The following is a 24,068-nucleotide window of genomic DNA, read 5'->3' on the forward strand; positions in this document are numbered from 1 at the left end:
CGGAACTAATGATGTTTGGATTTTAAAAAGACCTTCCGGCCTGAATGCTCTGGTTTTAAAAAAAGCAATAATATAAACGGCTTAAACTGAGATTCTATTTATTTTTCAGCTTTTAAAATCCCTGCTGTCTTGAAGATAAAATCCATATCGCTGTTATCTTCGATGAGGGCAGCGAGTTTGTCAAGTTCTTTTTCTAGCTCGGCCTCGCTTTGGCCTTGGGTATTACATTTTTTATCATCGTCGATGAGGCTGTCCTCATCGACGAGTTCCAAATGCATGTAGGGGATTGTAGCGATTACGGGAATCTTTACAAGCTCTTCAATCATTTTTATGCCGGTGTCTAAAAGGCTCTTGTCTCCTCGGAATTTGTTTATGATCATGCCCTTAATTCTCTTCCTGTCCTTTTCGGGGAGGAGCATTACGGTTCCGTAGAGCTGGGCAAAGACACCGCCCCTGTCTATGTCGGCAATCAAAAGAACGGGAGCATCGGCCATTTCTGCCATGCCCATGTTTACGATATCGTTTTGGTTTAGGTTTATTTCGGCAGGGCTTCCTGCTCCCTCGATAACAACAATATCATTTTCTTTTTCAAGTTTTTGAAAGGTCTCCAAAATCATAGGCTTGCAGGTCTTTTTATATTCAAAATATTCCCGTGCCTTCATCTCCTTTTTTTTCTTCGCCTAAAATTATCACCTTAGAACCCACATCGGTTTTCGGGATGAGGAGGATGGGGTTCATTTCGGGTCGTGGTTCAATGCCTGAGGCCTTGGCTTGAAGGGCTTGGGCACTGCTTATTTTTTTCCCATCCGCTGTAGTAAAAAAAATCGAGGACATATTTTGGGATTTAAAGGGAACAACCTTTAAGCCCCTCTTTTTAAAGATTCTGCAAAGGCCCGTACAAAAAAGGGACTTGCCCGCTGAGGAGGTTGTCCCCTGAATCATTATGCTCGCCATTATCTTAAAGTTATCTTAAAGCACAAAGGCTAGAAGATGGGCGACAAAGCCTGCAAAGAGGCCGCCTATGGTGTGGCTTAAAATAGCCTTGCCCGTCATTTCCTTTGTGTCTAGGGCATCCATCATTGCAATATGGGTAGAAATATAACCGCTCCAGCACATACAGATTGCAGTAAAGACAGCGATATCGTTGGCTGTAATTTTTCCCATTAAAGACATTTCCTTTACAATGCCGAGGGCGGCTCCCGTAGAACCAAGGGCCGTTATCGGGACAGAAATAGCCTCAGGAGAACTAAAACCGTAAAGGGGATTTAAGATAAAGCTCAGCTTTTGACCTATCCATGGAAGGAGGGCGATTCCTTCTCGTGCTGCTCCCGTGTAGGTGCCGTCTGCACTCGGGCCGTTTGTAAGCATTATAACTATCGTACAGATAATTACTACGCCGGGGATGATGGCCATACCCATGCTGACTCCCGATTTTCCGCCGTCAAGCATAGCCTGAATAAACCTTGCTCCGGCTCCGCCCGGTCTTACGGGACGCATTTTTTCGGGGATGGGGTCAACTCTTTTTGTAGAAACCATGGCCTCTGTTCCGTAGCGTTTTTTTGAAAAGTAAATCATCAAGCGGACAGAAACTATACTTCCCGCTATAGCTCCGGCGTTTCCTATTAAGGCGGCCGGGACTGCCGATTTTACGTTTAAGCCCATCATTGCTGTTGTGGTAATCAAACCCATTCCGAAGGCAGTGCCCAGGTTTGTAAGGGCAGGAAGCTGGTATTGCTTAAAATAGCGCCTAAAATTATCGTCATCGGCAAGGGTTAAAATTGCAGGGTTGTCCGATAAAAAACAGTTTAAGATGCCGAGGGAGGAGGCTCCGGGTAAATCGTACAAGGGCTTCATCAATTTGTACAAGATTTTGTTGATCAAGGCAACCGTTCCGAATTCCGAAAAAAGACCTGAGACGGCTCCGGCCAATACGGCTACTGCCATCAGATACAAACAGATATTGATAAGAAGATCAAAGCCTGTTTCCATCATTGTCTTAATCATATTTACGCCGCCCATAACCGAGCCGACACCGAAAAAGAAGGCAAAAAAACATCCTAGAAAGATAAAGTTTTCAAGCCCTATTTCTTTTTTTTAAAGAGTATTTAGATTCCATACCTTAAGCTCTCCAAAGTAACTGTACATTATATAAAAGTACATCTTATTGGCGGATTATATTCCAACAAAGGCTTTTTTTTCAAGCGGGGGAGGAAATGTGAATTTATACAAATCTTTTTAAGGATAAAATGTTAAAAAAATGCAAAAAATTCAAATCTGCACTTGTTTGTTTTGTATTACTATGATATTATATTTTCTATGAAAGTGCAGACTGCGTCTTATGGTAATAGCTTCTCGTTGTACAATTCTATAAATGCCTGTGCCGCCTTGCTCATCTACTTGGCACGCTTTTTGCTCAATCAATCAATCAATCAATCAATCAATCAATCAATCAATCAATAAACCCCTTTAATATCTACAATATATATTCTCTCTTGTCTCAAAAAAATTTGAAAATAGATACCGTCAAAAGATGGAACGCTATAAAGGAGCTGAACAATGAATTCATACAGATTAGTAGTACAAACTATTCAAAACGGAAAGATTGTCGGAACTGCAAATACAACTGTAAGTGCAAATTCCGTAATGGAAGCTAAACAAAAATTTTTAGCAACCCATATTCCGACAAGTACAAAAAAGTATAAAATTGTTGCTTGTGCAAAGCAGTAGAAAAATAAAACAATGTGCAAGGTAAGGAACCTTGCCGAAAGGAGATGAATATGGCTGATATTGAAAGAATTTTTAGCTCGGTTGTTAATGGAGCTAAAACTGTAGGTGATTTTCTGGCTAGAAACCCTCAAGTAAGGTACAATGGAAAAAGACTTCTTGATAAAGCAATGGAGAAAATAGAAGACGGTGTACAAAAAATAGAAGATACTATAGATGATTTAAAAAAATAAATATCTTTTAATAAAAGGAGAATAAATATGGATCTAAATAGTGCTATTAAAATGCTTATGGCTGTTGTTAATTCTACTGATCGAGCTTTTACCGATAAGGATATTAGAGATATAGTAAAGTTTCATGCTATAGGGGCTGCAACGGCAAGTGTAGCTTCAGGTTGGCTGCCGGGAGCCGGTTCTGTAATAGCGACTACAGCCTCAGCAGGATTTATATGGTCAATGTATATCCGCATAGGAAATCTTGTAGGATGTCCTTTTTCAAAAAATATTTTAAAAACACTTGCAACAGGTATTGTAACAAACCTTGCAGGATATTTGGCTGCAACTCTTGCAATTAATACCGTTCTAACATTTATACCGATAGCGGGTAATATTGCTGCTGCGACAATTTCAGGAACAGTAGGGTATGCGTTAACGGTAGCCTCCGCTATTGTATATATTAAGATTCTTACAAATATTTTTAAAGCGAATAAAGACCCTACAAAGGTCGACATTGAAACCTTAAAGAGTATGGCAAAAGAAGCTGCCAAAGATATCGATATAAAAAAAATATATGAAGAGTCAAAAGAGCAGTATAAAGAGGCAAAAGAAAGTGGTGAATATGATGATTGTGATTTTGAAAATATTCAAAAAGAATATGAAATTGATGCCGATGACTTTGAAAGCGATGATGAGCATGAAGATGACAATGATGATACCGATACTGAGCAAAAGAATGATGACATATCTTCTCGCTTAAAAAAACTAAAAGAACTTTTTGAAAGCGGTATAATAGACGAGGGGGAGTATAAGGCAAAGAAAAAAGAATTGATAGATTTGCTGTAAAAAACTTATCTCATTTACTAAAATATCTTATGGAGAAGATTTATGATTCCAATAGATTTAGCAAAACTGGGTGAAAATACTGAAAGTAAAATATATTTTCAAAAAGCTTTTGATGAGCTCACCGAATTTTATCCGAACCATAGTTATTTAGAGCTTTTAAAATCTCAAGGCTATAAAAAAACTTCCGGTACGGAATAAAATATATAAAAATTATATATGAGGAGCATAAGATGAGTAAGATTATTGTGCATTATGTAAATCAATTTTTTGCCGGTAAGGGTGGGGAAGATATGACTGATTATAAAATTGAGGTTATTGATGGAGCTATAGGTCCGGGCATCGGAATTCAAACAGCTATCGGTAATACCGGCAAAATTATAAAAACAATTATTTGTGGAGATAACTATTTTACTAAAAATGAAAATGAGTGTTTGGAATTTGTTGAAAATATTTTTACTAATATAAACCCTGATATTTTTATAGCCGGACCTTCTTTTAATAGTATGTCCTATGGACTAGCCTGTGGAAAAATTTCAAAACTAGCCTATAAAATGAAAATTCCTGCTATTGGCGGTTTATATGAAGTGAATCCATCGTATGATGAATTTAATAATTTTATGCAAATAGTGAAGACCGGTAATACTGCTGCAAGCATGAGATATGCAATTCCTGCAATAGCTGATAGAGTAAAAGATATCTTATCTAATAAATGCGTAATAGTGCAAAATGGTAATGCTGAAAAGAATAGTGAGTTTGATGAATTCTGCGATCTATGGAAAAATGAATTAGATGCACATCTGAATGAAATTTTTGATATATTGTCTAATGCTTATAATACTTTTAATGATAGTTTGTTTGCTAAGGATACAGTAAAAGCTTATGCTGCCTTAGAAATTTTTACCGATGGAAGTTTTATAAAAAAAATTTCTAAGAAACTTAAAGTTATTGAAGAATGGTATGAGCAAAAATATAGAGACGCATTAATACTAGAATTAAAAGATTCAAGTCTTGATAAGTGGCTTACTAACAGAGAAGCAAATTGGCTTGAAGATGCTCTGCAAAATGATATAAATGAAGTTTTAGTTGCTTTAGAGGCATTAAAGGAACCAGCAAAAAATTTTATTAAAGACTGTGTTGGTTCGGATATAGAGTTATTTTTGAGAGGGAGTGTAAAGGGTATATCTGCAGGGGTAAAAAAGATAACCTCAAATTCTTCAACAGGTTGGATTGATGGTATAGCTGAAGGCGTTTTAGGTCTTTTTGGTAATGATACAGAGTATGATGAAATTGAAGCTAAATTTACAGCCTCCATGAATCGCATAATAGAAACATTTGATTTTATCAATTCTATAAATTCTATTGTAGTCAATAAATTTACTTCTGAAGAAGCATTCCAAGATGGCTGTGAAGAAGATAATTTACAAATAGAATATCAAAATGATTTAAATGAATCAAATGATTCCGGAGATGTACCCTCCCGCTTAAAAAAACTAAAAGAACTCTTTGAAAGCGGTATAATAGATGAGGATGAGTACAAAGCAAAGAAAAAAGAATTGATAGATTTGTTGTAAAAAAAACTTAAAGGAGACTATACTTATGAAATGTAGATTTTGCGGACAGGATATCCGATCTTCGGGAGAAAAATTAATTAGTTCCTATGGTGCCGTTTGTAAGGCAAACCAAACGGGAAAACATGTTGCCTTACCGGACGGTTCTATCTGTGTTTATTGCGGAGAAAAAACTAGAACTATTGCAGGAAAACTTATTACAAGCTATGGAGAAAGATGTAAGACTTCTCCAACCGGTAAACATGCCTTGCAATAGCAGAGTAAATTTATTTTAAGCGGTACAAATAGCACCGCTTAAAAATACTGCGAGTTTCGGCCTTACTATCTGCTTGACGAAACGTCGCTTTATTGTATGCCGTTTCTCGTTTCACTGCGAAACGGCAGCAATTCATCAATCCTCGATTGTTGATACAATCTGCGTTTGATGAATTTATCGGAAGGTTTATTTTAAAGGGAAGGTATCTATGAGCAAAACTATAAGTAAAGGGAAAAACTTATCTGCTCCCTTAGTTAAAAACGGGATTTCTATTATCTTACCGCTCGGTAAGGAAGAAATAAAAATCAAGGCAATAACAGCCGATAAAAGTAAAATACAGGTAAAAGGCTGTGCCGAAAAAGAAATACCAAACGATGAAGAAGTCATTTTACATCCCGAAAAAAATATAGTCATATTTACAGGCGAAATAACCGAATTTTATTGTGAAAATAATGAAATCCAAGCCCTAAATACCCAAGGCTGTGCTTCTTTAAGCATCTTGGAGTGTAATAAAAATAAACTTAAAGAGCTTGATTTAAGTAAGAATTTACTTTTAACTACGCTTTTTTTGGAATTTAACGAATTTGAAACAATCGATTTAAGTAAAAATAAAGAACTGTGTCGGTTAAGTTTTAGAACAAATAAGCTTAAAAAGCTTGATTTGAGCAAAAACACTGCACTAACCGAATTAGGTTGTGATGAAAATAAGCTTACAGAACTGGATGTAAGTAACAATCCTAGTCTAACAAAATTATATTGCAGCCAAAATCAGCTGAAAAGTCTTGATGTAACTAAGAATGTAGCTTTAACTGAGTTATACTCTTGGGGTAATCCGCTTAAAAAGCTTGATGTAAGTAAAAATACATTTTTGATTGAATTAGATTGTAGCGAAAACCGGCTTACAGAACTAGATGTAAGCAAAAATACTGCTTTGACTGAATTGATTTGTACTGAAAATAGTTTTATTTCACTTGATCTAAGCAAGAATATTGCTTTGCTTAAATTGAATTGTAGCCAAAATCAATTTACTACACTTGATGTAAGCAAAAATACTGCATTGACTGAATTAGCCTGTTGGGATAATCAGCTGCCGGAACTTGATGTAAGCAAAAATATCGATTTACAAATTTTACGTTGTGGTGAAAATAAAATAAAAAATTTAGATACTACAAATTTAGTTTCTTTGACTGAATTTTGGTGTGAGAATAATTTATTGAAATCCCTTGATTTGGCTGAAAATAAAAAGTTAAAAGAATTACTATGTAGCGACAACAAAATAGAAGAGCTTATCATTTGTAATAATACGGATTTAATTCATTTGGGATGTTGGGATAATCAACTTAAATCACTGGATCTAACAAATAATATAGATTTGCTGATTATTGCTTGTTGGGATAATTATTTGACAGAACTTGATGTAAGTAACAATACTGCTCTAACAAAATTATATTGCAGTCAAAATCAATTGATAGAACTTGCTATAAATAAAAATATTGCTTTGACTGAATTAGTCTGTTGGGGTAACCAACTTAGTAAACTTGATGTAAGTAAAAATATAGGTTTGACAAAATTGAGTTTTGGTCAAAATCAGTTATCTAAAATTGATATAAGTAAAAATAAAGAATTAACTGAATTGTATTGTGGTGAAAATCGCCTTTCTGAACTTAATTTGAATGAAAACCAAAAATTAGAAATCTTAGAATGCAACAAAAATAAGATTGAATTTATTGATATAAGTAAAAATATTTTTTTGACCAGTCTCATTTGTAGTTTTAATCCTTTAAAAGCTCTGGATATAAGTAAAAATCCGTCTTTAACGAAATTATCTTACAGCGGTACGGGACTTGATAATCTTAATATAAAAAATAATAAATTTTTAAATCGTATTTTTTGCTATGCCAACGGCATAAGGGGCGGCAAAATGGATGCTCTTATTTCTAGTTTACCCGATCTTTCTTTAAGCAATAAAAAAGGTTCACTTATAATCAAAAACAGTGCTAAGCCTTCGTCCGAAAATGAAAACTCATGTACAAGGGAGCAGGTAAAAAACGCAAATGCAAAAGGCTGGAATCTGTATGACTGCAATGATTCTTCAAAAGAAGAAAAATGGATTTTATACGAAGGAGTATGATGAGATTTTTTTTGTTCTCTATCCTGTGCCGAAACCCTACACAATCCCGTTTTTAAAGGCAAAGGCGGCGAGCTGTGTTCTATCCGAAACAAAGGTCTTATCAAAGATTACCGAAATATTGTTTTTGATTGTGCCTTCAGAAAGGCCTTGCTTATAGGCAATCTGTTTATTTGAAAGCCCTTCCGAAACGAGCCTTATAATTTCTACTTCTTTTTGGCTCAATCCGTACTCATCTTGAATTTCCTGCAAGGTTTTTAAAACTCTTTCTTCCGTTTCTTCATGATTTTCAAAAAGCATGGTTTTTGCGACCTCGGGGTTTATGACGATGTTCCCCGAAATTGCAGCCTTGATTCCGTCATAGATTACATCAGGAGAGCTGTCTTTTAAAAGATAGCCGGACGCTCCGTATTGAAGGGCTTTTTGAATATATTCGGTATCGTTAAAGGTGGTAAGAATCAATATTTTTATATCGGGAAAATCTTTTTTTATTTTTTTTGCGGCTTCCACGCCGTTACATTCGGGCATTCTTATATCCATGAGGAGGAGTTCAGGCCTTTTCTCTTCACATATTTTGAAAGCTTCATTTCCGTTATTTCCTGTTGCAACAACCTCAATATCAGGATAGGTAGAAAAAATAATTTTTAATCCCTCGCATATGAGCTTTTCATCGTCTACAATCGCTATTCTCATATGGCTACTATAACACAGTTTGTATGCCTGAATCAAGAACTTAGATTTTCAAAAGCTCTTTACAGACTTCATCATTTTAATTAGAATTAAAAGAGATGGACGGTGTATTTTATGCAAAATATTATGAATAATTTTCAAATGTGGCTTTCGGAATATTCTGTGCGAAGCGATATTTTTTGGCTGATTAACGTTTTGGCTGTTTCTTTTATTCTTCATAAAATATTAAAAAGGACAGCCACGGGAGCAATAAGAAAGATTATTTCACGCCTTACGGCTAAGACAAAGAGCAAGTTGGATGATTATATTTTTGATAAGCTTCATGTTGAACGCATTTCTTTAATCATCTACATATTTGCCTTTAATTTTTTGTCTCTAAAGCTTAGCTTCGGTGCCGCTGTCATGCAAAAGCTTTCAAGTATTATTTTAATCTGGATAATCATAAGGCTCCTGCACGGCCTTTTGGACGGGCTTACTGCCTATACCGAAAATGCCCCTCAGTTTAAAGGAAAGCCGTACCGCAGCTATATTCAGGTTTTTATCCTGATTGTTTACATTACCGGTTTTATAATTGCGGCTGGAACAATCAGCGGCAAGTCGCCCTTAACCCTCTTAAGCGGAATAGGAGCGATGACGGCTGTTCTTCTTTTGGTCTTCCGCGAAACTATTCTTTCTTTTGTGGCTAGCTTGCAAATTTCTTCATACGATTTGGTTAGAAGAGGAGATTGGATTTCCGTTCCTAAGTACGATGCCGACGGAGATGTTACCGAGGTCGCCCTGCATACAATAAAAATTCAAAACTGGGATAAGACGATTTCGGTTTTACCTACAAGCGATCTTATGCAAAGCGGTTTTAAAAACTGGCGCGGCATGCAGGAAACTGGCGGAAGGCGTATCAAGCGTTCAATCTTTTTGGATGTTTCTTCGGTCAAATTTATGGATGAAGAGCTTAGGCGCAGGGTAGGGAAGATAGATCTTTTAAAGTCCTATTTTGCCGAAGTCGAGAGTGCCGACATAAGTGCCCAATACGGAAGCGATACCGAGCATCCTTTAAACGATAGAAGGCTTACCAATATCGGAACCTTTAGAATGTATGTTACGCGCTATCTTCAAAGCCTTGATTCTTTGAGGAAGGATTTGACCTTTTTAGTACGCCAGCTTGAACCGGGAGCTACCGGAATTCCCTTGGAGATTTATGTTTTTACGGCAACTACGCTCTGGAGCGAATATGAAAAAATTCAGGCCGATATTTTTGACCACCTTTTTGCGGCCGTCCACGAATTTGACCTTAGAATCTTCCAATATCCTGTAGGCGGTTTTTTGGCAAAAAATTAAAAACTTACTGTTATAGAGGGCTTTTATGGTTAAAAATAAACGGAAGGGCTTAACATTGTATATCTTTCTTAAATATCTCCTTTTTGCGTTAATCGTAATTATAATTGCAGGTTCCGTTTTTTCTCTTTTTAAGGGAAAAAAGACTGATGAGGTTGTAAGACCTGAAAGCCCTTCGGAGATACGCGGAAAAAAAGCTCTTTATTCCGATTTAGGCAGGCTTAGAATTCCTACGGCCGATAAGACTCCCGGAACCCTTGTCGTTTTTCCCGTTTTGGAGTATAATTCGGAAGATAAGGCCTTTGAAGAAGAGCTTGTTCAAAAAAAGGAAGCTATCCGAAAAAGCCTTATCGATTGGTTTTCGCAAAAAACCGTATATGAGCTTTATACCATGCCTGAAAATGAGGTCAAAAAAGAAGTATTGGCCGAGATAAATTCTATCTTAAATTTATCGCGTATAAAGCGGATATATTTTAAGGACTTTGTTATTTTGGAATAAAATTGTTAAGGGTAAAATTTTGGAGGATTAAAATGAGCGGACAACCTGTTGCTGCTGCACAAATTATTATAGCTGTTGTTCCTATAGTCGGCATTGTCATGGCCGGAGTTTTAATTTTTTTCTATTTGTTTTGGCGCAACAAGCAGATAATCTGTCAAATTCAAACCAAAACCTATGTTCCGATAAAATTCAATTTGTCGGGTTTTTGTCTTATTTCTGGCATTCTTTTATTTATGATCGGCAGTGTTTTGACAGCCCTTTTTTCCGTAATAGACGGAGTAAGCTATGTTCTTTTGGGCGGCCTTGTGCCTCTAAGCTGCGGTACAGGCCTTTTGGTATATTACATAATTTCGTCAAAATCCGGAAAGGGAAAGGTTAAAGATGATTAAATTTTCCGGCTTCCTCAGAAAAGAATCTCCCGAAGCCGTGCAAGACCGCCTCCTATGTAAGGCCGTCCTTGCAGGAAATACCGAGGCTTTCAGCATAATCGCTTCAAAATATCAAAAGCGAGTCTACTCTTTGGGGATGAGTTTTTTTAAAAATCATGATGACTCGGAAGATTTTGTGCAGGATATAATGCTTAAAACTTTTTCGGCTCTGCCGAAATTCCGAGGAGAGTCTTCTTTTTCTACATGGATGATGAGAATTGCTTATAATGCGGCAATAAACTCTGTTAAGCGTAAGAGAGAATTCGTTTCCGCCTTTGACGATTTTGAGATAAAAACCAATGACCTTACACCCGAAGAAAGGCAGATTCAAAATTGTGTAAAAAACGCAATCAGGCAGGCTGTCAATGAACTTCCCGAAAAATATAAAATCTGTATAGACCTATACTTTTTTTATGATATGCCCTATGCGGATATAGAGTCCGTTACCGGAATCCCTGTAAATACGATTAAGTCCCATATTTTCCGTTCAAAAAAAATATTAAAGACAGAGCTTGAAAATCAGGGAATTTACGGACAAGAGGAAATTCCTGAATATCCGGTTTTATTTAAATTGAATTTGGCCTATGACATGTAATGAAGCTATTAACCGCTATATGATGCTTGATAAGCATGAGGCGGTTCCTTTTACGGTTACCTTTCACCTTTTGCGGTGTAAAAAGTGCCGCAGCCTTGTCCGTGCTCTTACTCAAGCATCAAATCTATATACATCTTCTTTTCACGCCAAGGCAGACGAGGTTCTGACGGAAAAAACGATGCTGAAAATTCAGGCCGCTGTCCCGGATTTTTTTAGCTTGCAGGCCGAAAAATACCGGCTGCCGAATGTAAGTATCCTGCCTTGGGCTGTTGTAGGCGTATTGATGATTGTCGGTCTTGCCTACATACCTTTTACAGAAATAGGTAAATGGGCTGCCGAAAATTTTAAACTTAGTTTTGTAATTCCCTTTGCCCTTGTATTTTCAGTCTTTGTGAGCGTTTATTCGGCTCTTTTTGTTTACCGGAATCTTGATTTTTTTGTAAAAAAGTTTGATTTAAAAAAAGAGATGGCCTAGTTCCATACGGCTACAGGGTTTATTGTTGCTCCGTTTTTATAGACCGTAAAGTGGACATGGGGGCCGGTGCTTCTTCCTGTAGTTCCTACTGTTCCTATCTTACTTTGAGGTGTAACATATCTTCCTCTTGAAGTTAAAATAGTATGCATGTGCCCGTAAAGGGTTTGATAGCCGGAGTGATGTCTGATTATCACATAGTTACCGTACACATTGCTGTATCCGGTTGCGGCCACGGTTCCGGGAAGGGCAGCGTAAATTGGAGCTCCGTAGTATGTTGCAAGGTCTATTCCGTTATGAAAGCTTCGTTTCCCCGTAAAAGGGTCCCGTCTCCAGCCGTAGCGGGAGGTTACCCTGTATCTTCCGTGTATAGGAGACTTAAAAAGATCTCCGTTAATTTCTTGTAGGGTAACCCAATCCAGCTTTGCATCAGGCAAAAAGATAACGGAACCTGCTTTTAGAACATTGTTGTCCGAAATATTATTTACCAGTGCAAGTTTTTCCAGCGAAATTTTATAGGTATCGGCTAATTTTTCAGGTGTGTCGCCTTTTTTTGGCGTATAAACAATTCCGTCCATTGAAGGAATCTTTAAGAGTTGTCCTATTTGAAGGGTTCGTGTGTTTCGAAGCTTGTTTACGCTTATAATTGCATCCTGACTTACCCCGTAGCGGGAAGCTATTTCGCCTACCATGTCGCCTTTTTTTACCGAATACACTATGTAGTCAAGCGGAGGAAGTGTTATATCCGAAATTTCCTTGTCGGGTCTAAAAGTCGGCAGCCTTGTGTCTCCTCCTCCCATTCCGTCATCCAATGCGGTTTCAGGTGAACTAATAACATTAAACCCGTTTAGCGCGAAATAGGCTGTACCGAGTACTAGGAGAAAAACTATTATACCTGCAAACAAATAGTGATTTTTTTTCATTTAAACCTGCAAAACTTTTTCGATCTGATTATCGGCATAAGAGCTAAGTTTATTCACTCTTTACGATTAAAAGTATAATAAAAAATATGAAAAATTGCAAGGTGAGGTATAAGAGCTTTTTTTATTTATCCTCTCCCTCTTTTATTTTACAGTATAAATCCTCCATGGCTTTTTTTTGCTTCGACGCTTCCTTTAGCTGCTGCCCTTTTAAACCATCCTAAGGCTTTTTTTTCGTCTTTTTTTAATCCGTCCGGTCCCTCCTCATATAAGTATCCTATTTTACAAAGTGCATCTGTGTATCCGAATTCGGCTGAGAGTTTATATAGTTTTAAAGCTCTTTTTTTATCCGGTCCTTGATCGTCACAGCCGGATTCATAGTACCGGGCGTGCATATAAAGAGTGTATCCCTTATCTTCTTTACCTATTTTTTTATACCATTTTAGGGCTTCTTTTTTATCTTTTTTTAATCCGCATAGTCCATAGTCATAAATATAGGCCATTTTTATCATACCTATGCAGCTTCCGTTTTCGACGGCTTTTTGATAGTATTTTAAGGCTTCTTTTTCGTCTTTTTTTATGCCGTCCGGTCCTTCCTCATAGAGGCATCCTATGTTATAAAGTGCATCTGTGTATCCGAATTCGGCTGAGAGTTTATATAGTTTTAAAGCTCTTTTTTTATCCACTACCAGATTGGTATATTCGGATTCATAGAAGTGGGCTTCATTATAGAGACTGCATCCATTATCCTTTTTACCTATTTTTTTATACCATTTTAGGGCTTCTTTTTCGTCTTTTTTTAAGCCGCCTGGACCGTAAGCATAAAAATATGCAACTAGCGCCATAGCTTGAGTGTATCCTTTTTCTGCAGCTTTTATGTACCATTCCAAGGCTTGGGCTTCATCTTTTTTATATCCACGGCTCCCTTTTTCATAAAATCTTCCTATGAGGTACATATCTCGCTCATTTCCCTCACTGAGTGCATTTTTTTTGTACCAATCTATGTCGCTTTCGGTTATTTCTTCATCAGATAGAATTTCGTTACAGAACGGATCGCTGCCGTCGCTATATAGATACTTTAATTCACTGATAGCAGAGTCATAGCCTAGGGCTGCCGCTTTTTGAAGCCAGTTTATGCCTTCCCTATTATTTTTGATTGAATTGTTTTTTGTATAAATGTATAAGCAGCCGATCTTGTATATTGCATCGTTGTCCCCATTATCGGCAGCTTTTTTATACCATTCTAAAGCCATAAGATCATCTTTTTGTTCTTCATAGGTAGAACCTATAGTATATGCTGCATCATCATCACCTGCCTCAAAGGCTTTTTGAAACCATTTTAATGCGTTTTTTTCATCACGCTGAAAGGAATTTGTTCTTCCTTTATTGAGGTAATTACGGCCTATTTGGTACATTATATCTTTCTTTTTGTCTGAAGCTTGATCATTTGTTTGAGCGTCTGTTGCTTCCTCACGAGAGGAGCTTTGATTTTGTCCGCTGAATAACAATTTTAGATAGGCATATTTTAAGGAGTTTTTTTCATTGTCTATGGCTTTTTCATAGTAGTCTAAGGCCTTATTTTCATCTTGAGGAAGGCCGCCTTTTCCGTGCTCGCAGAATCTTCCCATACCGTACAAGGCCTCTGCATGTGACGGATCTTCTTTTAAGGCTTTTTTATAGTATTCAAGAGACTTTTTTTCATCCTTTACAAAGCCTTCATAGCCGTATTCATAGTAAAGCCCTAATTTAAGTGTAGAATCTATGTTGCCTGCCTTGGAAGCTTTTTCAAACCATTCTAAAGCTTTTTGAACGTCTTTTTCCTCTATGTAGCATTCTCCCAATGTGTGCATTGACTTTTTGTCGCCTGTATCAGCCGCTTTTTTGTACCATTCTGAGGCTGTTTTTATATTTTTGTCTTTATCGTCAAGTTCGGATCTGTATAACCCGCCTATTTTATACATGGCATCTATGCTTCCTTTTTTTGCAGCCTTTTTATAATAGCTTAGGGCTATTTTTTTTGAATTATTGAAGCCGTATGTTCTGTACCCACTGTCTTTATAAAAGTCTCCGATTTTGCAGAAAAGATCATCTTCTCCCGTTTTTTTAAACCATTCGAGAGCCTTTTTTTTGTCTTGGGCTAGAGAGTTTATACCTTGGTCATAAAAACTTCCAATAACAAAGATAGCTTTTTTTTGTCCTGCATTTGCGGCTTTAAGATACCATTTTACGGCTTTTTTTACATCTTTTTTAAAAAAATCTCCGGCTCCTTCCATATAAAACTCGGCCGTTTCAAACATTGCATCTCTATGATTTTTTTTAGCGGCTTTTAAGTACCAGTTAACGGCTTCTTTTTTGTATTCTTTAGATTGAGGTTTTTGAAAATCTAAAATGTAGTATAGGTTAGCAAGCATATATGCTGCTTCCGAATATCCTTCCTCAAAGGATTTTTTATATAAGTCTATTGCTTTTTTGGGATTCTGCTTTATGTCTCCACGGCCTATTTCGTAATAGCGGGCTATTTCGTATATGGCGGCACCTTTAACGGGAGAAGCTTTTTTTGCAGCTTTTTTATACCATTCAAAAGCCGTCATTTTGTCTTGTTTCGATTCTTCAAGACCGTCTTCATAGGCCTTGGCTATAAGATACATAGCTGAGGCATCGCCTTTATCGGCAGCTTTTAAAAACCATTCTAAAGCCTTATCTACATTTTTTTCAAGCCCTGCCAGCCCCAAGGAATAAAAGCCTCCTATACCGGTCATACCCTTTGTATAACCTTTATCGGCTGCTTTTTTTAATAATTCTAATGCCGCCTTTTCATCTTTAGAAAGCCCCTTATCTCCATTCGCATATAAAAGAGCTAATTCACACATAGATTTCGCATTGCCCTTTTGAGCTTTTTCTTTCAATAATTTGATTTCCGTTTTTTTATTCATTTGTACACTCCTTATTTTAACTTCTTTTTTTGTAGTTTGTAGGCGGCTCGGACTTCCTTGTCCAACCTCTTATATGTATTATTGAGGTATTCAATAAGTTTGCTTATTGAACATATAAAAACTTCCTTGCCGATTGAAAAGTCTGCAATGTCATGGATTAGATCGATAAAAACCTCATAGGATTGAATTTTTATCCTGCATTTTTCCCCTTGCGGCCATGAGATGATTTTTATAAAATTAAACTCATCTATGATCAAATACGAATATTTATCGGCTTTAACGCCTTCAATGAAGTTTATAAAATTTTCATAGACATAGCCTGAGTAGTTAATACAGAGCCAATTTTTTTTCTTATCAACCTTGATGGCAATACAGGCCGTAATATAAACGGTGTCGTTACAGTATATGTCTTTTTCTTCTGTGTAGTATTCCAATAATTCTCTGAGAGAGTTGTCGTCAGACCGTTTGCCGTCTGAAAGATCGAAGCCGATTTTTATTTTTTTTGCATCCGTACAAGGAGAAGCGGGGCAGGGGATGGTTTCTTCAGGCAAAAACCATCTATCCGTTTCTATATTGTAAATCCAGTCGGTTGTAAGATGAGCATCGGCCGAGTTAAGTTTGTAAGGGTAATGGTCTTTTACTTCTTTAGTGCTCTTATTTTCGCCTACAATTTGATATGAAGTAAAATTTTTTTTGCATTTTTGTTCGGCCGTATTTTTGTCTCCTGCAATTATGCCGTAAAGCCAGCCCGGACTATCGTCTGTCTTATAAAGAATTTGACAAAAAGGATACATCTTAGTTTTTTCCATTTAGTTTTTCCTGTGCCGATTTATTTCCCTTTCGGGCAGCTTTTTTATACCATTTTAGGGCTTCTTTTTCATTTTTTTGCAAACCGCCTTTACCTTCTTCATAGAATCTTCCTATGGCAGTTTCGGCATCGGTATAACCTTTTTGTGCCGAGGCTATGTAAAACTGCAAGGCTTTTTTTTCGTCTTTTGGAGTTTCGCCTCTTCCGTATTCGCTGATTTCTCCCAGCTTAAACAGGGCCTTTCCTTCGACTAAGGAAACTCTTTTTTTTGTTAATGCTAAGTAGCAAAATAAAGCACCAAAGGGTATTTTCATAAGTACCTCCGGATTTTTTATAATAAATTCTATGCTTAAATAGAATTTGAGCACAAAATATATTTACTAATAAAAATTGTTCACAAAAAATTTTTTAAAGGAACGGCACAGCGGCTGAACATTGATTTGTAAAACCGCTGTGCAGAGGTTATTTTCGGGAGATATCTTGTAAACGTTGTTTTGCCTCTTTTTTTTTGCTATTTTCTTTTATTTTAAAATAATTCTTTCCCATACAATTAGTAAACCTTATCTAAATTTTTACTGATTAACCTTTATTCCTATCTGCTATCAGTTTATTTGACCATTTTGGCACAACAGTCTCAAATTTGCTTTGGACTGTTTCGATAAGCTCAATTGTTTTTTCCATGTCAATTTTTTGCCCGTCTCTTGTAATGGGAAAGTCAAGAATCTCAAAAATTATAACGGATTTTCCTGTTCTTTTATTATACTTTATGTCATACTCCTGAAATTCATTCATTATTCCGATTAAATATCTTTCTATCGAATCTCTTTGCTGTTTTCGAAAGTCTTTTTGTTTGTCCGGATCTTGAATATCATCATTAACATAAAGCTTTACAACAAGTTGTTTTGTATTTATTTCCAAACCAATGTCTGTATGAGGGTTTCCTCCAAAGCCCTTTATTACCGACATTATAAACCAGAAATGAGTGTTGCGCCTGCCAGAAACTGTATATCTAACCCTTGTTTCAAGTTTTTTTATAAAATTAAGCCAGTCCTTAACTTCCCAGTTAGAAACCGCTATATTTTCAAATGAAATATCACCCGGTTGATGCATCGGATCTACAGGCCTGTTGAGCATTTTTGCAATCGAGTTTTTATTTGAAGATTTTGGAATATCGGTATTAGTTTTTTCTTTTGTACTTTTAACTCCATTTTTCTTAGATGGCAACTCATTTTTTACCGTGTATGAATCCGACCACAAAAGAGGGGCTCCATTTGCTTCTTTTTCTGCTATCATCTTCTTTATTTTTTCGACTTCCCTATCGATTTGCTTATTAACATCTTCATAAGTTCTACGGACTATTTCATTTTCATTAATAATTTTATAAATCAATATTCGGCTTACATTACATCCAAGAGTTTTTTTAACAAATTCTGTACGGAGTCTGTCTGCCTCCATTTGTTCAGGTGTAAAGTGATGGGATTCATCGACTTCAATTGCATAGTTTAATTGAGGAAAGTATAGATCCAAAAGATAATGATTGTTTGAATTGGGGATGCGGACACATTTTTGTGTTACAGGTACCAGCTCCGGATTATCAATTTTGCTGTAAATTGCATTTACAACAAAATTTTCATATCTTTTTCTTACAGTTCTTACATTAAGAGTATGTGCTAAATACTTCATTTTTGATTCCATATTTTTCTCCTTAGTATTTTTTTTAAATCGGCAATGTCGATTTCCGTTGCAATTCTTCTATAGCGTCTAAGGCAGCCGTCATTAACATACCTAGTATCAAATGCTTCAAATACGCCGATAAAACGGATACATGGCAGCCCGAATTTGTCTTTTAGATGCATAAAGACAATTCTTCGAAAACCTTCGTTTGAAGGCCCTTCAGGTACATCATATCTGTTTCCGTTTCGATCAACCTCTGTTATTTCCGTTCGGTCGGCATTCAAGGTATTTACCCAGTTATCGACGGTATTCATACTTCCGTCATCCATGGTTATGGTAAGATGCGGAACCCATAGCTTATATTTTGTGTTGAGCCGTATAAAGCATGTCGATAAGCGTTTAGCAGGGTGGCCGGTAATATTATAAATTTCGGTAATATTTTTATAATCGACCTGATCATCAATTCTAAAGGACCCTCTTGCAATAACTTCAGCTTTTAGTTCATCATTGTCTTTCCATATTAGTTTTTCGCCTCTTGCTTCTTTTTCTGCGATCATCTTTTTTATTTTTTCGACTTCCCTATCGATTTGCTTATTAACATCTTCATATGTACGGAGTTCACCAGAATCTTTGAAAATAGATATTCTTCCTTCATCACATTCTATGGTTGTTTTAATATCTTCTGCTCTTTTTTATCCGCTTCTTTTTGTTCTTTTTGAAGATGGTGCGATTCGTCAACTTCAATGCCGTAATTAAGCTGGGGAAAATACAGATCCAAAAGATAATACTCTTTAGAGGTTATATTCCTTACATATTGCTGTGTTACAGGCAAGAGTTCAGGGTTATTAATTCTTGCATAAATTGCATTAACCACAAAATTTTCATAGTCCTTGTTTATTGTCCTTTTGTTAAACATTTTGGAAATATGCTCGATTTTTTCCATAGAAGATACTCCTTATTTTTATATATTGACTTAATAATAATCTATATTCAAATAGAATTCAAGAAGGGCTCTGTGATTTAAACCCTTTTGCCGATTAAGCTTTTTAAGACTTAATCGGCAGTGTAAAATATTATCTCTTACTTTCTTTTTATAAATTGCTTTTTTTCGGTATTTCTTTCGCCGGTGATTTTATCGTAAACGCAATATGTAGAAGGAATACCCTTACCGTCAAAATATACCATCCATATATCTTCTCCCGTATCGCCCGGTTGATAATACAGATAAGAATCATCAGCCATATATAATTTTTCAGGGCTAATACCGGCCTTTGTTTCCCGATTATAAATTGCATATTTATAGCCGGTATGACCGTTATATATAATGCGAGGTTCTAACTTAGAATCAAATGAGTCAACTACTATTCCTCGTGAAAAATTTCTATCATTGTTATTGTCCCAGCTTACCCAAGGTGTAGATATTATTTTTTCATCCTCGCTTATTACAAATGGAAAATTAGTATTGTCTTTTATTGTGGTATAGGTATTTGCACCTACTTTAAATCGTATTTCGGTGTTTACACGGAAACTCCTGATCTTACCGTTTTTGTAAATCGACATTTTGGTTTCGGCTGGAATACTTACCTTCATACCTGCAATTGTATCGATGATAGTATCACCATTCATAAATAATTTTACCGATCCGTCTTCCCAAAAGTTAATTCTGCCCTTTGCAGCAAAGAATTCTCCCATGTCTGTTTTAATTGTTGTATCTTTTTTTAGTATTCCGCTGAGTATTTTTCCATTATCAAAAAGATAAAGTTCATGATAAGAGCTGATGTCTCCTCCTTTTGAATTATCCCATTCAAGACTGGTTATATTAAATGTAGTATCATTACGGTTAATTGCTATATCGTTTTTCAAAAAACATATATATACTTTAAACTTATCGGAACTCCCGCTGTCATAAAATGTGATATTATGAAAAATAGGTGTTGGAGTGTTTTCAATATTTATTTGAAGAGGTTTTTCATATAATATTTTGATGTTTTTTAAAGCTCCGGATTCATAAAACTCGATGATCCCGTATATCTGTACTTCTTGATCTTCTATTTTTATGGACTGATATTCATAGTCTCTTCCCATTACTTTAAAAGATTTTAGCGCACCGCTTTTATAGAATTTCACCGTTTCTTCGCTATTAGCAATTAGCTGCTGTCCCTTAAGAGGCGTGGTTATCTTTGCATTTTCTTTTAGTTTTACTTCAACTATGGTGTCACCATCCATAACCACATCTTCAGTTCTTACATTGTCGCCGTTAGGCAGTTTCAATGCAAAGGCATTTACCATAAAACTTATACATAACATTGTAATAATTATTTTTTTCATAATAAAAAACTCCTATTTTATTTTTTAAAAAACGGTACACGTCTTATTCTCATCTCAGAATAAGTATCGAATGCTGCACTCATTAAAAACGGATAATATGTAGTTATCCAAACACAATTTTCTTCGGGAAAATATATACACCCTATTAAACTTTTGGTCTGTTTTAAATGCTCATAAACGGCTTCAGGCAGATCCTTAGAGGGAATGTCGGTATTTTTCGTGTTGTCTAATTTATAGCCCATAGAATCTGCCCAGTCTCGAATAATGTTGTAATATGCTCCATAAAAATTCGATACGTTTTCAGCAGGTAAATATTGAATTTCTGCATCGGTATAACCCGCATTTTGTACAACATTGTAACACCACATATCATGTTCTTTGTCTTTGATTGTTACTGTAACATGACTTTCGCCCCAATAATCCAATAAACAAAGTTCATCCAATTTTTTTTCGACAATCTCTTTTTTGGATTTTGTCCCATAAGTTTTTCCTCTTTCTTTTACTACCACTTCTTTCGAAAAAGTTTGTCCATAGCATGGTGATTCCACTCCTTTATTTTTTATGCAAGAAATGAAAACAAGAGGAAATAAAAATACTGCAATGATTATTTTTTTCATTTTTACTCCTTATGCAATTTTTTATTTTTGGTTTGTTTTCAAGCACAAACTCATAAGGCTTTTATTGAACGGCAAATACATTTAAATTTTGTTTGCCCCTAACCGCATTGTAATAATGCTTTTATTTTCACCTCCTTTCAATTTATATTTTTTATCCGCACCTATTTTGTATTTACAAAAATGGCGGAGACATTAAATTGCCTTATAGAAATTATTATATATAGTTTGAATGCATACAAAAAAACACCTAAGTAAATTTACACTTACATAGGTTGCTATTTAAGAGAAAAAAATAGTCCATTTAAAAAGATTTTCTAATAAGAAAAGTTATAAAATAATACACCGCCAGCTTGCTTCACTAATACGAGCACAACAGAGTATAAAGCAAGATTAAAACATAACATTTCGGCCTGCTTTATGTAGTATATAACAAACACAAAAAAAAGTCAAGTACTTTTTTGTTTTTTTTAAATTTTTTTTATCTTATACCTTTTCTTTATCTCTGCAACCTTAATACTTTTAAGTTGTCTAAACAATTATGAAAGAAGAAAAAATCAAACGCAGATATTCCATAGGTGAAGAAATTGCAAATGCCGTAACCCACGGCATAGGGGCTGGTCTTTCGGTTGCTGCCCTCGTGCTTTTAATTATAAGGGCAGCCCGTTATGCTCCGCAGGATTTAAAGGCCGGTTATATTGTGGGCTTCACGATTTTCGGGGCATCCCTGATAATCCTCTACCTTTTTTCGACACTTTATCACGCCCTCCCTTTAAAGGCAAAAAAAGTATTCGGAATTTTCGACCACTGTTCAATCTATATTTTGATAGCCGGAACTTACACGGCCTATTGCCTTTCGGCCCTTCACGGGGCTGTTGGCTGGACAATCTTCGGTATTATCTGGGGAATGGCCGTTCTAGGCATAGTTTTATACTCGATATTCGGAAGCCGGGTGAGGGTTCTATCGGTTATTACCTATATTCCAATGGGCTGGCTCATCATCTTTGCGGCAAGGCCCTTAAAAGAACAGCTGCCTCTTTTAAGCTTTAAATTTTTACTTATAGGAGGCGTTCTTTACACTGCCGGCTGTATTTTTTACGCAATGAAGAAGGTAAAATGGGCACACGGCATCTGGCATCTTTTTGTGATGGCCGGGAGCATAATGCACTTTTTTTCGCTTTATTACAGTCTTTAAATTTTTTAGTTATTTACAGATTGTCTATAGTTTTTCGCTTAACCACTCGTCAACGGTACCTTCTTCAGGATCAAAGCTGACGCCGATAAGCACTATCGTTTTGTTTTCGGCCTTGTACCTTTCGGCATAGTTTTTTTCTTTGATTTGTTTTAAGGCGGCTTCCGCACTTTCTTTTAGTTTAAACTCAAAGATATAAATTGTCTTTTCGGTTTTTACAACGCAGTCCGTTCTACCCATTGATGAGGGCGTTTCAACTTCTACAAACTGTCCCATTAGGGCAAAAATCAAGTAAACACAAACTTGAAAATTATGCTCCCTCAAGGCGATGCTTTCACCGCTTTCTTTTTTTACGGTATCGTAGGGAAGACTCGCCATTATCGATTTTAGCCTTTGCATAAACCCGTCTACTTTCCCTGCCTTTAAATCTTTTGTAAACTGAACCACGTTAAAAGAGGTTTTTATAAAACTTATATTTGAATATTCGGGTAAGAGGTTATACAAAAAGCCGTAACGCACTTCCTCGTTCGGAAAGCCCAGCCTGTACATCCTGTATTCTTTATCGTAATCCTTAATCGTTAAGTAGCCGGACTGAAAGAGTACCGGTATAACCGAGTCCGCACCTACTCTATAATCCGACAAAAAGGATTCAATCATTTCCACATTTCCGTCCAATTCGGGAATGTTATAGTCCTCTCTTTTTAATTCGTTTACCAAAAAAGTAGGTGTTCCCGTTGCAAACCAATAATCTGCAAATTGTTTTGAAAAAAATACATTGAGTAAGCTAAAGGGATTGTACATTGTTTCGGTTCCGTAAGCAAAACAATAACCGTCATATCTTTTCTTTAAGGCTGAAAGGCAATCTTCATAGCTTAACTCGTTTCGGCCGGCTAATGTTTCTATTTCGGGGCGGAAGGTTTCCTCTAATTCTTTTTGAGTTAGTCCGCAAATAGCCGAAAACTCTGGATTTATACTTATGTCGTTTAAGCTATTTAAATCGCTGAAAATGCTTACCTTGCTGAATTTTGTAACTCCGGTTAAAAAAGCAAACCGGAGATATTGATCGGTACTTTTTAATACGGAGTAAAAAGCCCTTAAAACAGCCTTGTACTCTGCGTTTAACTCTTCATTTACTCCCATCGTTTGAAGAAGAGGTTTATCATACTCGTCTACCAAGATGACAACCTGCTTGCCTGTTTTTTCGTAGGCTGTTTTTATAGCTCTTTCAAATCTTGAACCGAAACTGTCTCTACTGCCGGGGATAATTTCATATTGTTTTTCTATATCTTTAAGTAAAAAATCTAACCTTTCATTGAGAGCTTCCGTCTCGGCATACTTGCCTACATTAAAATCAAAATAGAATACGGGATATTCTTGCCAAATTTCTCTTTTTTCTTTTTCGGCTTCTTCAAACTTTTCGATCGCCAAGCCCTTAAACAATTCTTTTTGACCTAAAAAATAGGCTTTCAATGTTGAAAGAAAAAGACTTTTACCGAATCGGCGCGGACGGCTTAAAAAGTAGACCTTACTTGCATTGGTAAGACGAAAAATATATTCGGTCTTATCTACATAGAGGAATTCTTTTTCACGCAAGTCTTTAAAACTCTGTACGCCTATAGGCAGTTTTCTACTAAAATCCATCATAGCTAATAGTCTAGCATAAGGCTTGACTGCTTGTCAATCTAGGAAAATACAATGAAAATATAAGGATTAAAAAAGTGGGCCCAGCTGGACTTGAACCGGCGACCCGCGGATTATGAGTCCGCTGCTCTAACCAACTGAGCTATGGGCCCTTAAAAGAGTTTTGAGTATATCAAAAAGTTTAAAACTTGTCAATCGGTAAATC

25 protein-coding genes, 1 tRNA gene and 1 pseudogene are annotated in these 24,068 nt (G+C 36.2%); 13 read left to right on the forward strand and 14 right to left on the reverse strand.

Features of this window, described 5'->3' with window-relative positions; all coding sequences use genetic code 11:
• Positions 1-98: 98 nt before the first annotated feature.
• Together E4O00_RS01880 and E4O00_RS01890 are read right to left on the reverse strand one after the other, a co-directional pair.
• Positions 99-954, reverse strand: a pseudogene (locus E4O00_RS01880) (cobyric acid synthase).
• A gap of 15 nt (positions 955-969) precedes the next feature.
• On the reverse strand, positions 970-2,004 hold the full coding sequence (locus tag E4O00_RS01890; RefSeq protein ID WP_253678324.1) for a CD0519/CD1768 family membrane protein: 1,035 nt from the start codon (positions 2,002-2,004) through the stop codon (positions 970-972).
• Between the two features lie 552 nt (positions 2,005-2,556).
• Here E4O00_RS01890 and E4O00_RS01895 point away from each other — a divergent pair.
• The 7 genes from E4O00_RS01895 (at position 2,557) to E4O00_RS01925 (ending at position 7,740) form a co-directional block, all read left to right on the forward strand.
• Positions 2,557-2,727, forward strand: coding sequence for a hypothetical protein (locus tag E4O00_RS01895; RefSeq protein ID WP_253678325.1), 171 nt, complete (start codon positions 2,557-2,559; stop codon positions 2,725-2,727).
• A 50-nt stretch (positions 2,728-2,777) separates the two neighbouring features.
• Positions 2,778-2,957 carry a hypothetical protein gene (locus tag E4O00_RS01900; protein WP_253678326.1) on the forward strand — a complete coding sequence of 60 codons (180 nt, stop codon included), beginning with the start codon at positions 2,778-2,780 and terminating at the stop codon, positions 2,955-2,957.
• A gap of 27 nt (positions 2,958-2,984) precedes the next feature.
• Positions 2,985-3,785, forward strand: coding sequence for an SHOCT domain-containing protein (locus E4O00_RS01905; protein ID WP_253678327.1), 801 nt, complete (start codon positions 2,985-2,987; stop codon positions 3,783-3,785).
• 42 nt (positions 3,786-3,827) lie between these two features.
• On the forward strand, positions 3,828-3,983 hold the full coding sequence (locus E4O00_RS01910; protein WP_253678328.1) for a hypothetical protein: 156 nt from the start codon (positions 3,828-3,830) through the stop codon (positions 3,981-3,983).
• Positions 3,984-4,015: 32 nt separating this feature from the next.
• Positions 4,016-5,356: a glycine/betaine/sarcosine/D-proline family reductase selenoprotein B gene (locus tag E4O00_RS01915; protein WP_253678329.1), complete on the forward strand. Its 1,341-nt coding sequence runs from the start codon at positions 4,016-4,018 to the stop codon at positions 5,354-5,356.
• A gap of 25 nt (positions 5,357-5,381) precedes the next feature.
• Positions 5,382-5,609 carry a hypothetical protein gene (locus E4O00_RS01920; RefSeq protein ID WP_253678330.1) on the forward strand — a complete coding sequence of 76 codons (228 nt, stop codon included), beginning with the start codon at positions 5,382-5,384 and terminating at the stop codon, positions 5,607-5,609.
• 208 nt (positions 5,610-5,817) lie between these two features.
• Positions 5,818-7,740: a leucine-rich repeat domain-containing protein gene (locus tag E4O00_RS01925; protein WP_253678331.1), complete on the forward strand. Its 1,923-nt coding sequence runs from the start codon at positions 5,818-5,820 to the stop codon at positions 7,738-7,740.
• Between the two features lie 36 nt (positions 7,741-7,776).
• On the opposite strand, the gene E4O00_RS01930 is transcribed toward E4O00_RS01925, so the two are convergent.
• Positions 7,777-8,430, reverse strand: a complete 654-nt coding sequence (locus E4O00_RS01930) for a response regulator transcription factor (protein WP_253678332.1) — start codon at positions 8,428-8,430, stop codon at positions 7,777-7,779.
• 123 nt (positions 8,431-8,553) lie between these two features.
• On the opposite strand from E4O00_RS01930, the gene E4O00_RS01935 reads away from it, so the two are divergent.
• The 5 genes from E4O00_RS01935 to E4O00_RS01955 are packed head-to-tail and all read left to right on the forward strand — an operon-like array spanning position 8,554 to position 11,756.
• Positions 8,554-9,762: a mechanosensitive ion channel family protein gene (locus tag E4O00_RS01935; RefSeq protein WP_253678333.1), complete on the forward strand. Its 1,209-nt coding sequence runs from the start codon at positions 8,554-8,556 to the stop codon at positions 9,760-9,762.
• Between the two features lie 25 nt (positions 9,763-9,787).
• The gene (locus tag E4O00_RS01940) at positions 9,788-10,258 is read left to right on the forward strand and encodes a flagellar basal body-associated FliL family protein (RefSeq protein WP_253678334.1); all 471 of its coding nucleotides are present in this window, start codon (positions 9,788-9,790) and stop codon (positions 10,256-10,258) included.
• Positions 10,259-10,290: 32 nt separating this feature from the next.
• Positions 10,291-10,647, forward strand: coding sequence for a hypothetical protein (locus tag E4O00_RS01945; protein WP_253678335.1), 357 nt, complete (start codon positions 10,291-10,293; stop codon positions 10,645-10,647).
• Positions 10,640-11,281: an RNA polymerase sigma factor gene (locus tag E4O00_RS01950; protein ID WP_253678336.1), complete on the forward strand. Its 642-nt coding sequence runs from the start codon at positions 10,640-10,642 to the stop codon at positions 11,279-11,281. Before E4O00_RS01945 ends, E4O00_RS01950 begins: the two co-directional genes overlap by 8 nt.
• On the forward strand, positions 11,271-11,756 hold the full coding sequence (locus E4O00_RS01955) for a hypothetical protein (protein WP_253678337.1): 486 nt from the start codon (positions 11,271-11,273) through the stop codon (positions 11,754-11,756). Before E4O00_RS01950 ends, E4O00_RS01955 begins: the two co-directional genes overlap by 11 nt.
• On the opposite strand, the gene E4O00_RS01960 is transcribed toward E4O00_RS01955, so the two are convergent.
• The 9 genes from E4O00_RS01960 to E4O00_RS02000 all read right to left on the reverse strand — a co-directional run bounded on the left by E4O00_RS01960 (position 11,753) and on the right by E4O00_RS02000 (position 21,033).
• Positions 11,753-12,676: a M23 family metallopeptidase gene (locus E4O00_RS01960; protein WP_253678338.1), complete on the reverse strand. Its 924-nt coding sequence runs from the start codon at positions 12,674-12,676 to the stop codon at positions 11,753-11,755. The two genes, E4O00_RS01955 and E4O00_RS01960, sit on opposite strands and share 4 nt — an antisense overlap.
• Before the next feature lie 146 nt (positions 12,677-12,822).
• Complete coding sequence (locus E4O00_RS01965; protein WP_253678339.1) at positions 12,823-15,606, reverse strand: SEL1-like repeat protein; 2,784 nt, start codon at positions 15,604-15,606, stop codon at positions 12,823-12,825.
• 11 nt (positions 15,607-15,617) lie between these two features.
• A complete protein-coding gene (locus E4O00_RS01970) occupies positions 15,618-16,415 on the reverse strand; it encodes a hypothetical protein (RefSeq protein ID WP_253678340.1) in 798 nt (265 codons plus the stop codon).
• A complete protein-coding gene (locus E4O00_RS01975) occupies positions 16,402-16,728 on the reverse strand; it encodes a tetratricopeptide repeat protein (protein ID WP_253678341.1) in 327 nt (108 codons plus the stop codon). The genes E4O00_RS01970 and E4O00_RS01975 overlap by 14 nt, the downstream gene beginning before the upstream one ends.
• A 265-nt stretch (positions 16,729-16,993) precedes the next feature.
• Positions 16,994-18,109 (reverse strand): endonuclease domain-containing protein, encoded by a 1,116-nt coding sequence (locus E4O00_RS01980; RefSeq protein ID WP_253678342.1) that lies wholly within the window; start codon positions 18,107-18,109, stop codon positions 16,994-16,996.
• Complete coding sequence (locus E4O00_RS01985; protein WP_253678343.1) at positions 18,094-18,645, reverse strand: hypothetical protein; 552 nt, start codon at positions 18,643-18,645, stop codon at positions 18,094-18,096. Before E4O00_RS01985 ends, E4O00_RS01980 begins: the two co-directional genes overlap by 16 nt.
• A 104-nt stretch (positions 18,646-18,749) precedes the next feature.
• Complete coding sequence (locus E4O00_RS01990; RefSeq protein WP_253678344.1) at positions 18,750-19,031, reverse strand: AbaSI family restriction endonuclease; 282 nt, start codon at positions 19,029-19,031, stop codon at positions 18,750-18,752.
• Positions 19,032-19,168: 137 nt separating this feature from the next.
• Positions 19,169-20,416 (reverse strand): hypothetical protein, encoded by a 1,248-nt coding sequence (locus tag E4O00_RS01995; RefSeq protein WP_253678345.1) that lies wholly within the window; start codon positions 20,414-20,416, stop codon positions 19,169-19,171.
• A gap of 17 nt (positions 20,417-20,433) precedes the next feature.
• Positions 20,434-21,033 (reverse strand): hypothetical protein, encoded by a 600-nt coding sequence (locus E4O00_RS02000; RefSeq protein WP_253678346.1) that lies wholly within the window; start codon positions 21,031-21,033, stop codon positions 20,434-20,436.
• A 538-nt stretch (positions 21,034-21,571) separates the two neighbouring features.
• Between E4O00_RS02000 and E4O00_RS02005 the strand changes: the two genes are divergently transcribed.
• Entirely contained in the window at positions 21,572-22,225 is a 654-nt protein-coding gene (locus tag E4O00_RS02005) for a PAQR family membrane homeostasis protein TrhA (protein WP_253678347.1), read from the forward strand.
• A gap of 24 nt (positions 22,226-22,249) precedes the next feature.
• Here the strand turns inward: E4O00_RS02005 and E4O00_RS02010 are convergent, their stop codons facing one another.
• Together E4O00_RS02010 and E4O00_RS02015 are read right to left on the reverse strand one after the other, a co-directional pair.
• The gene (locus tag E4O00_RS02010; RefSeq protein WP_253679604.1) at positions 22,250-23,863 is read right to left on the reverse strand and encodes an ATP-binding protein; all 1,614 of its coding nucleotides are present in this window, start codon (positions 23,861-23,863) and stop codon (positions 22,250-22,252) included.
• A gap of 78 nt (positions 23,864-23,941) precedes the next feature.
• Positions 23,942-24,015, reverse strand: a tRNA-Ile gene (locus E4O00_RS02015).
• Positions 24,016-24,068: the final 53 nt, after the last annotated feature.

This window comes from Treponema sp. OMZ 788, from assembly GCF_024181245.1.
Classification (GTDB): domain Bacteria; phylum Spirochaetota; class Spirochaetia; order Treponematales; family Treponemataceae; genus Treponema_B.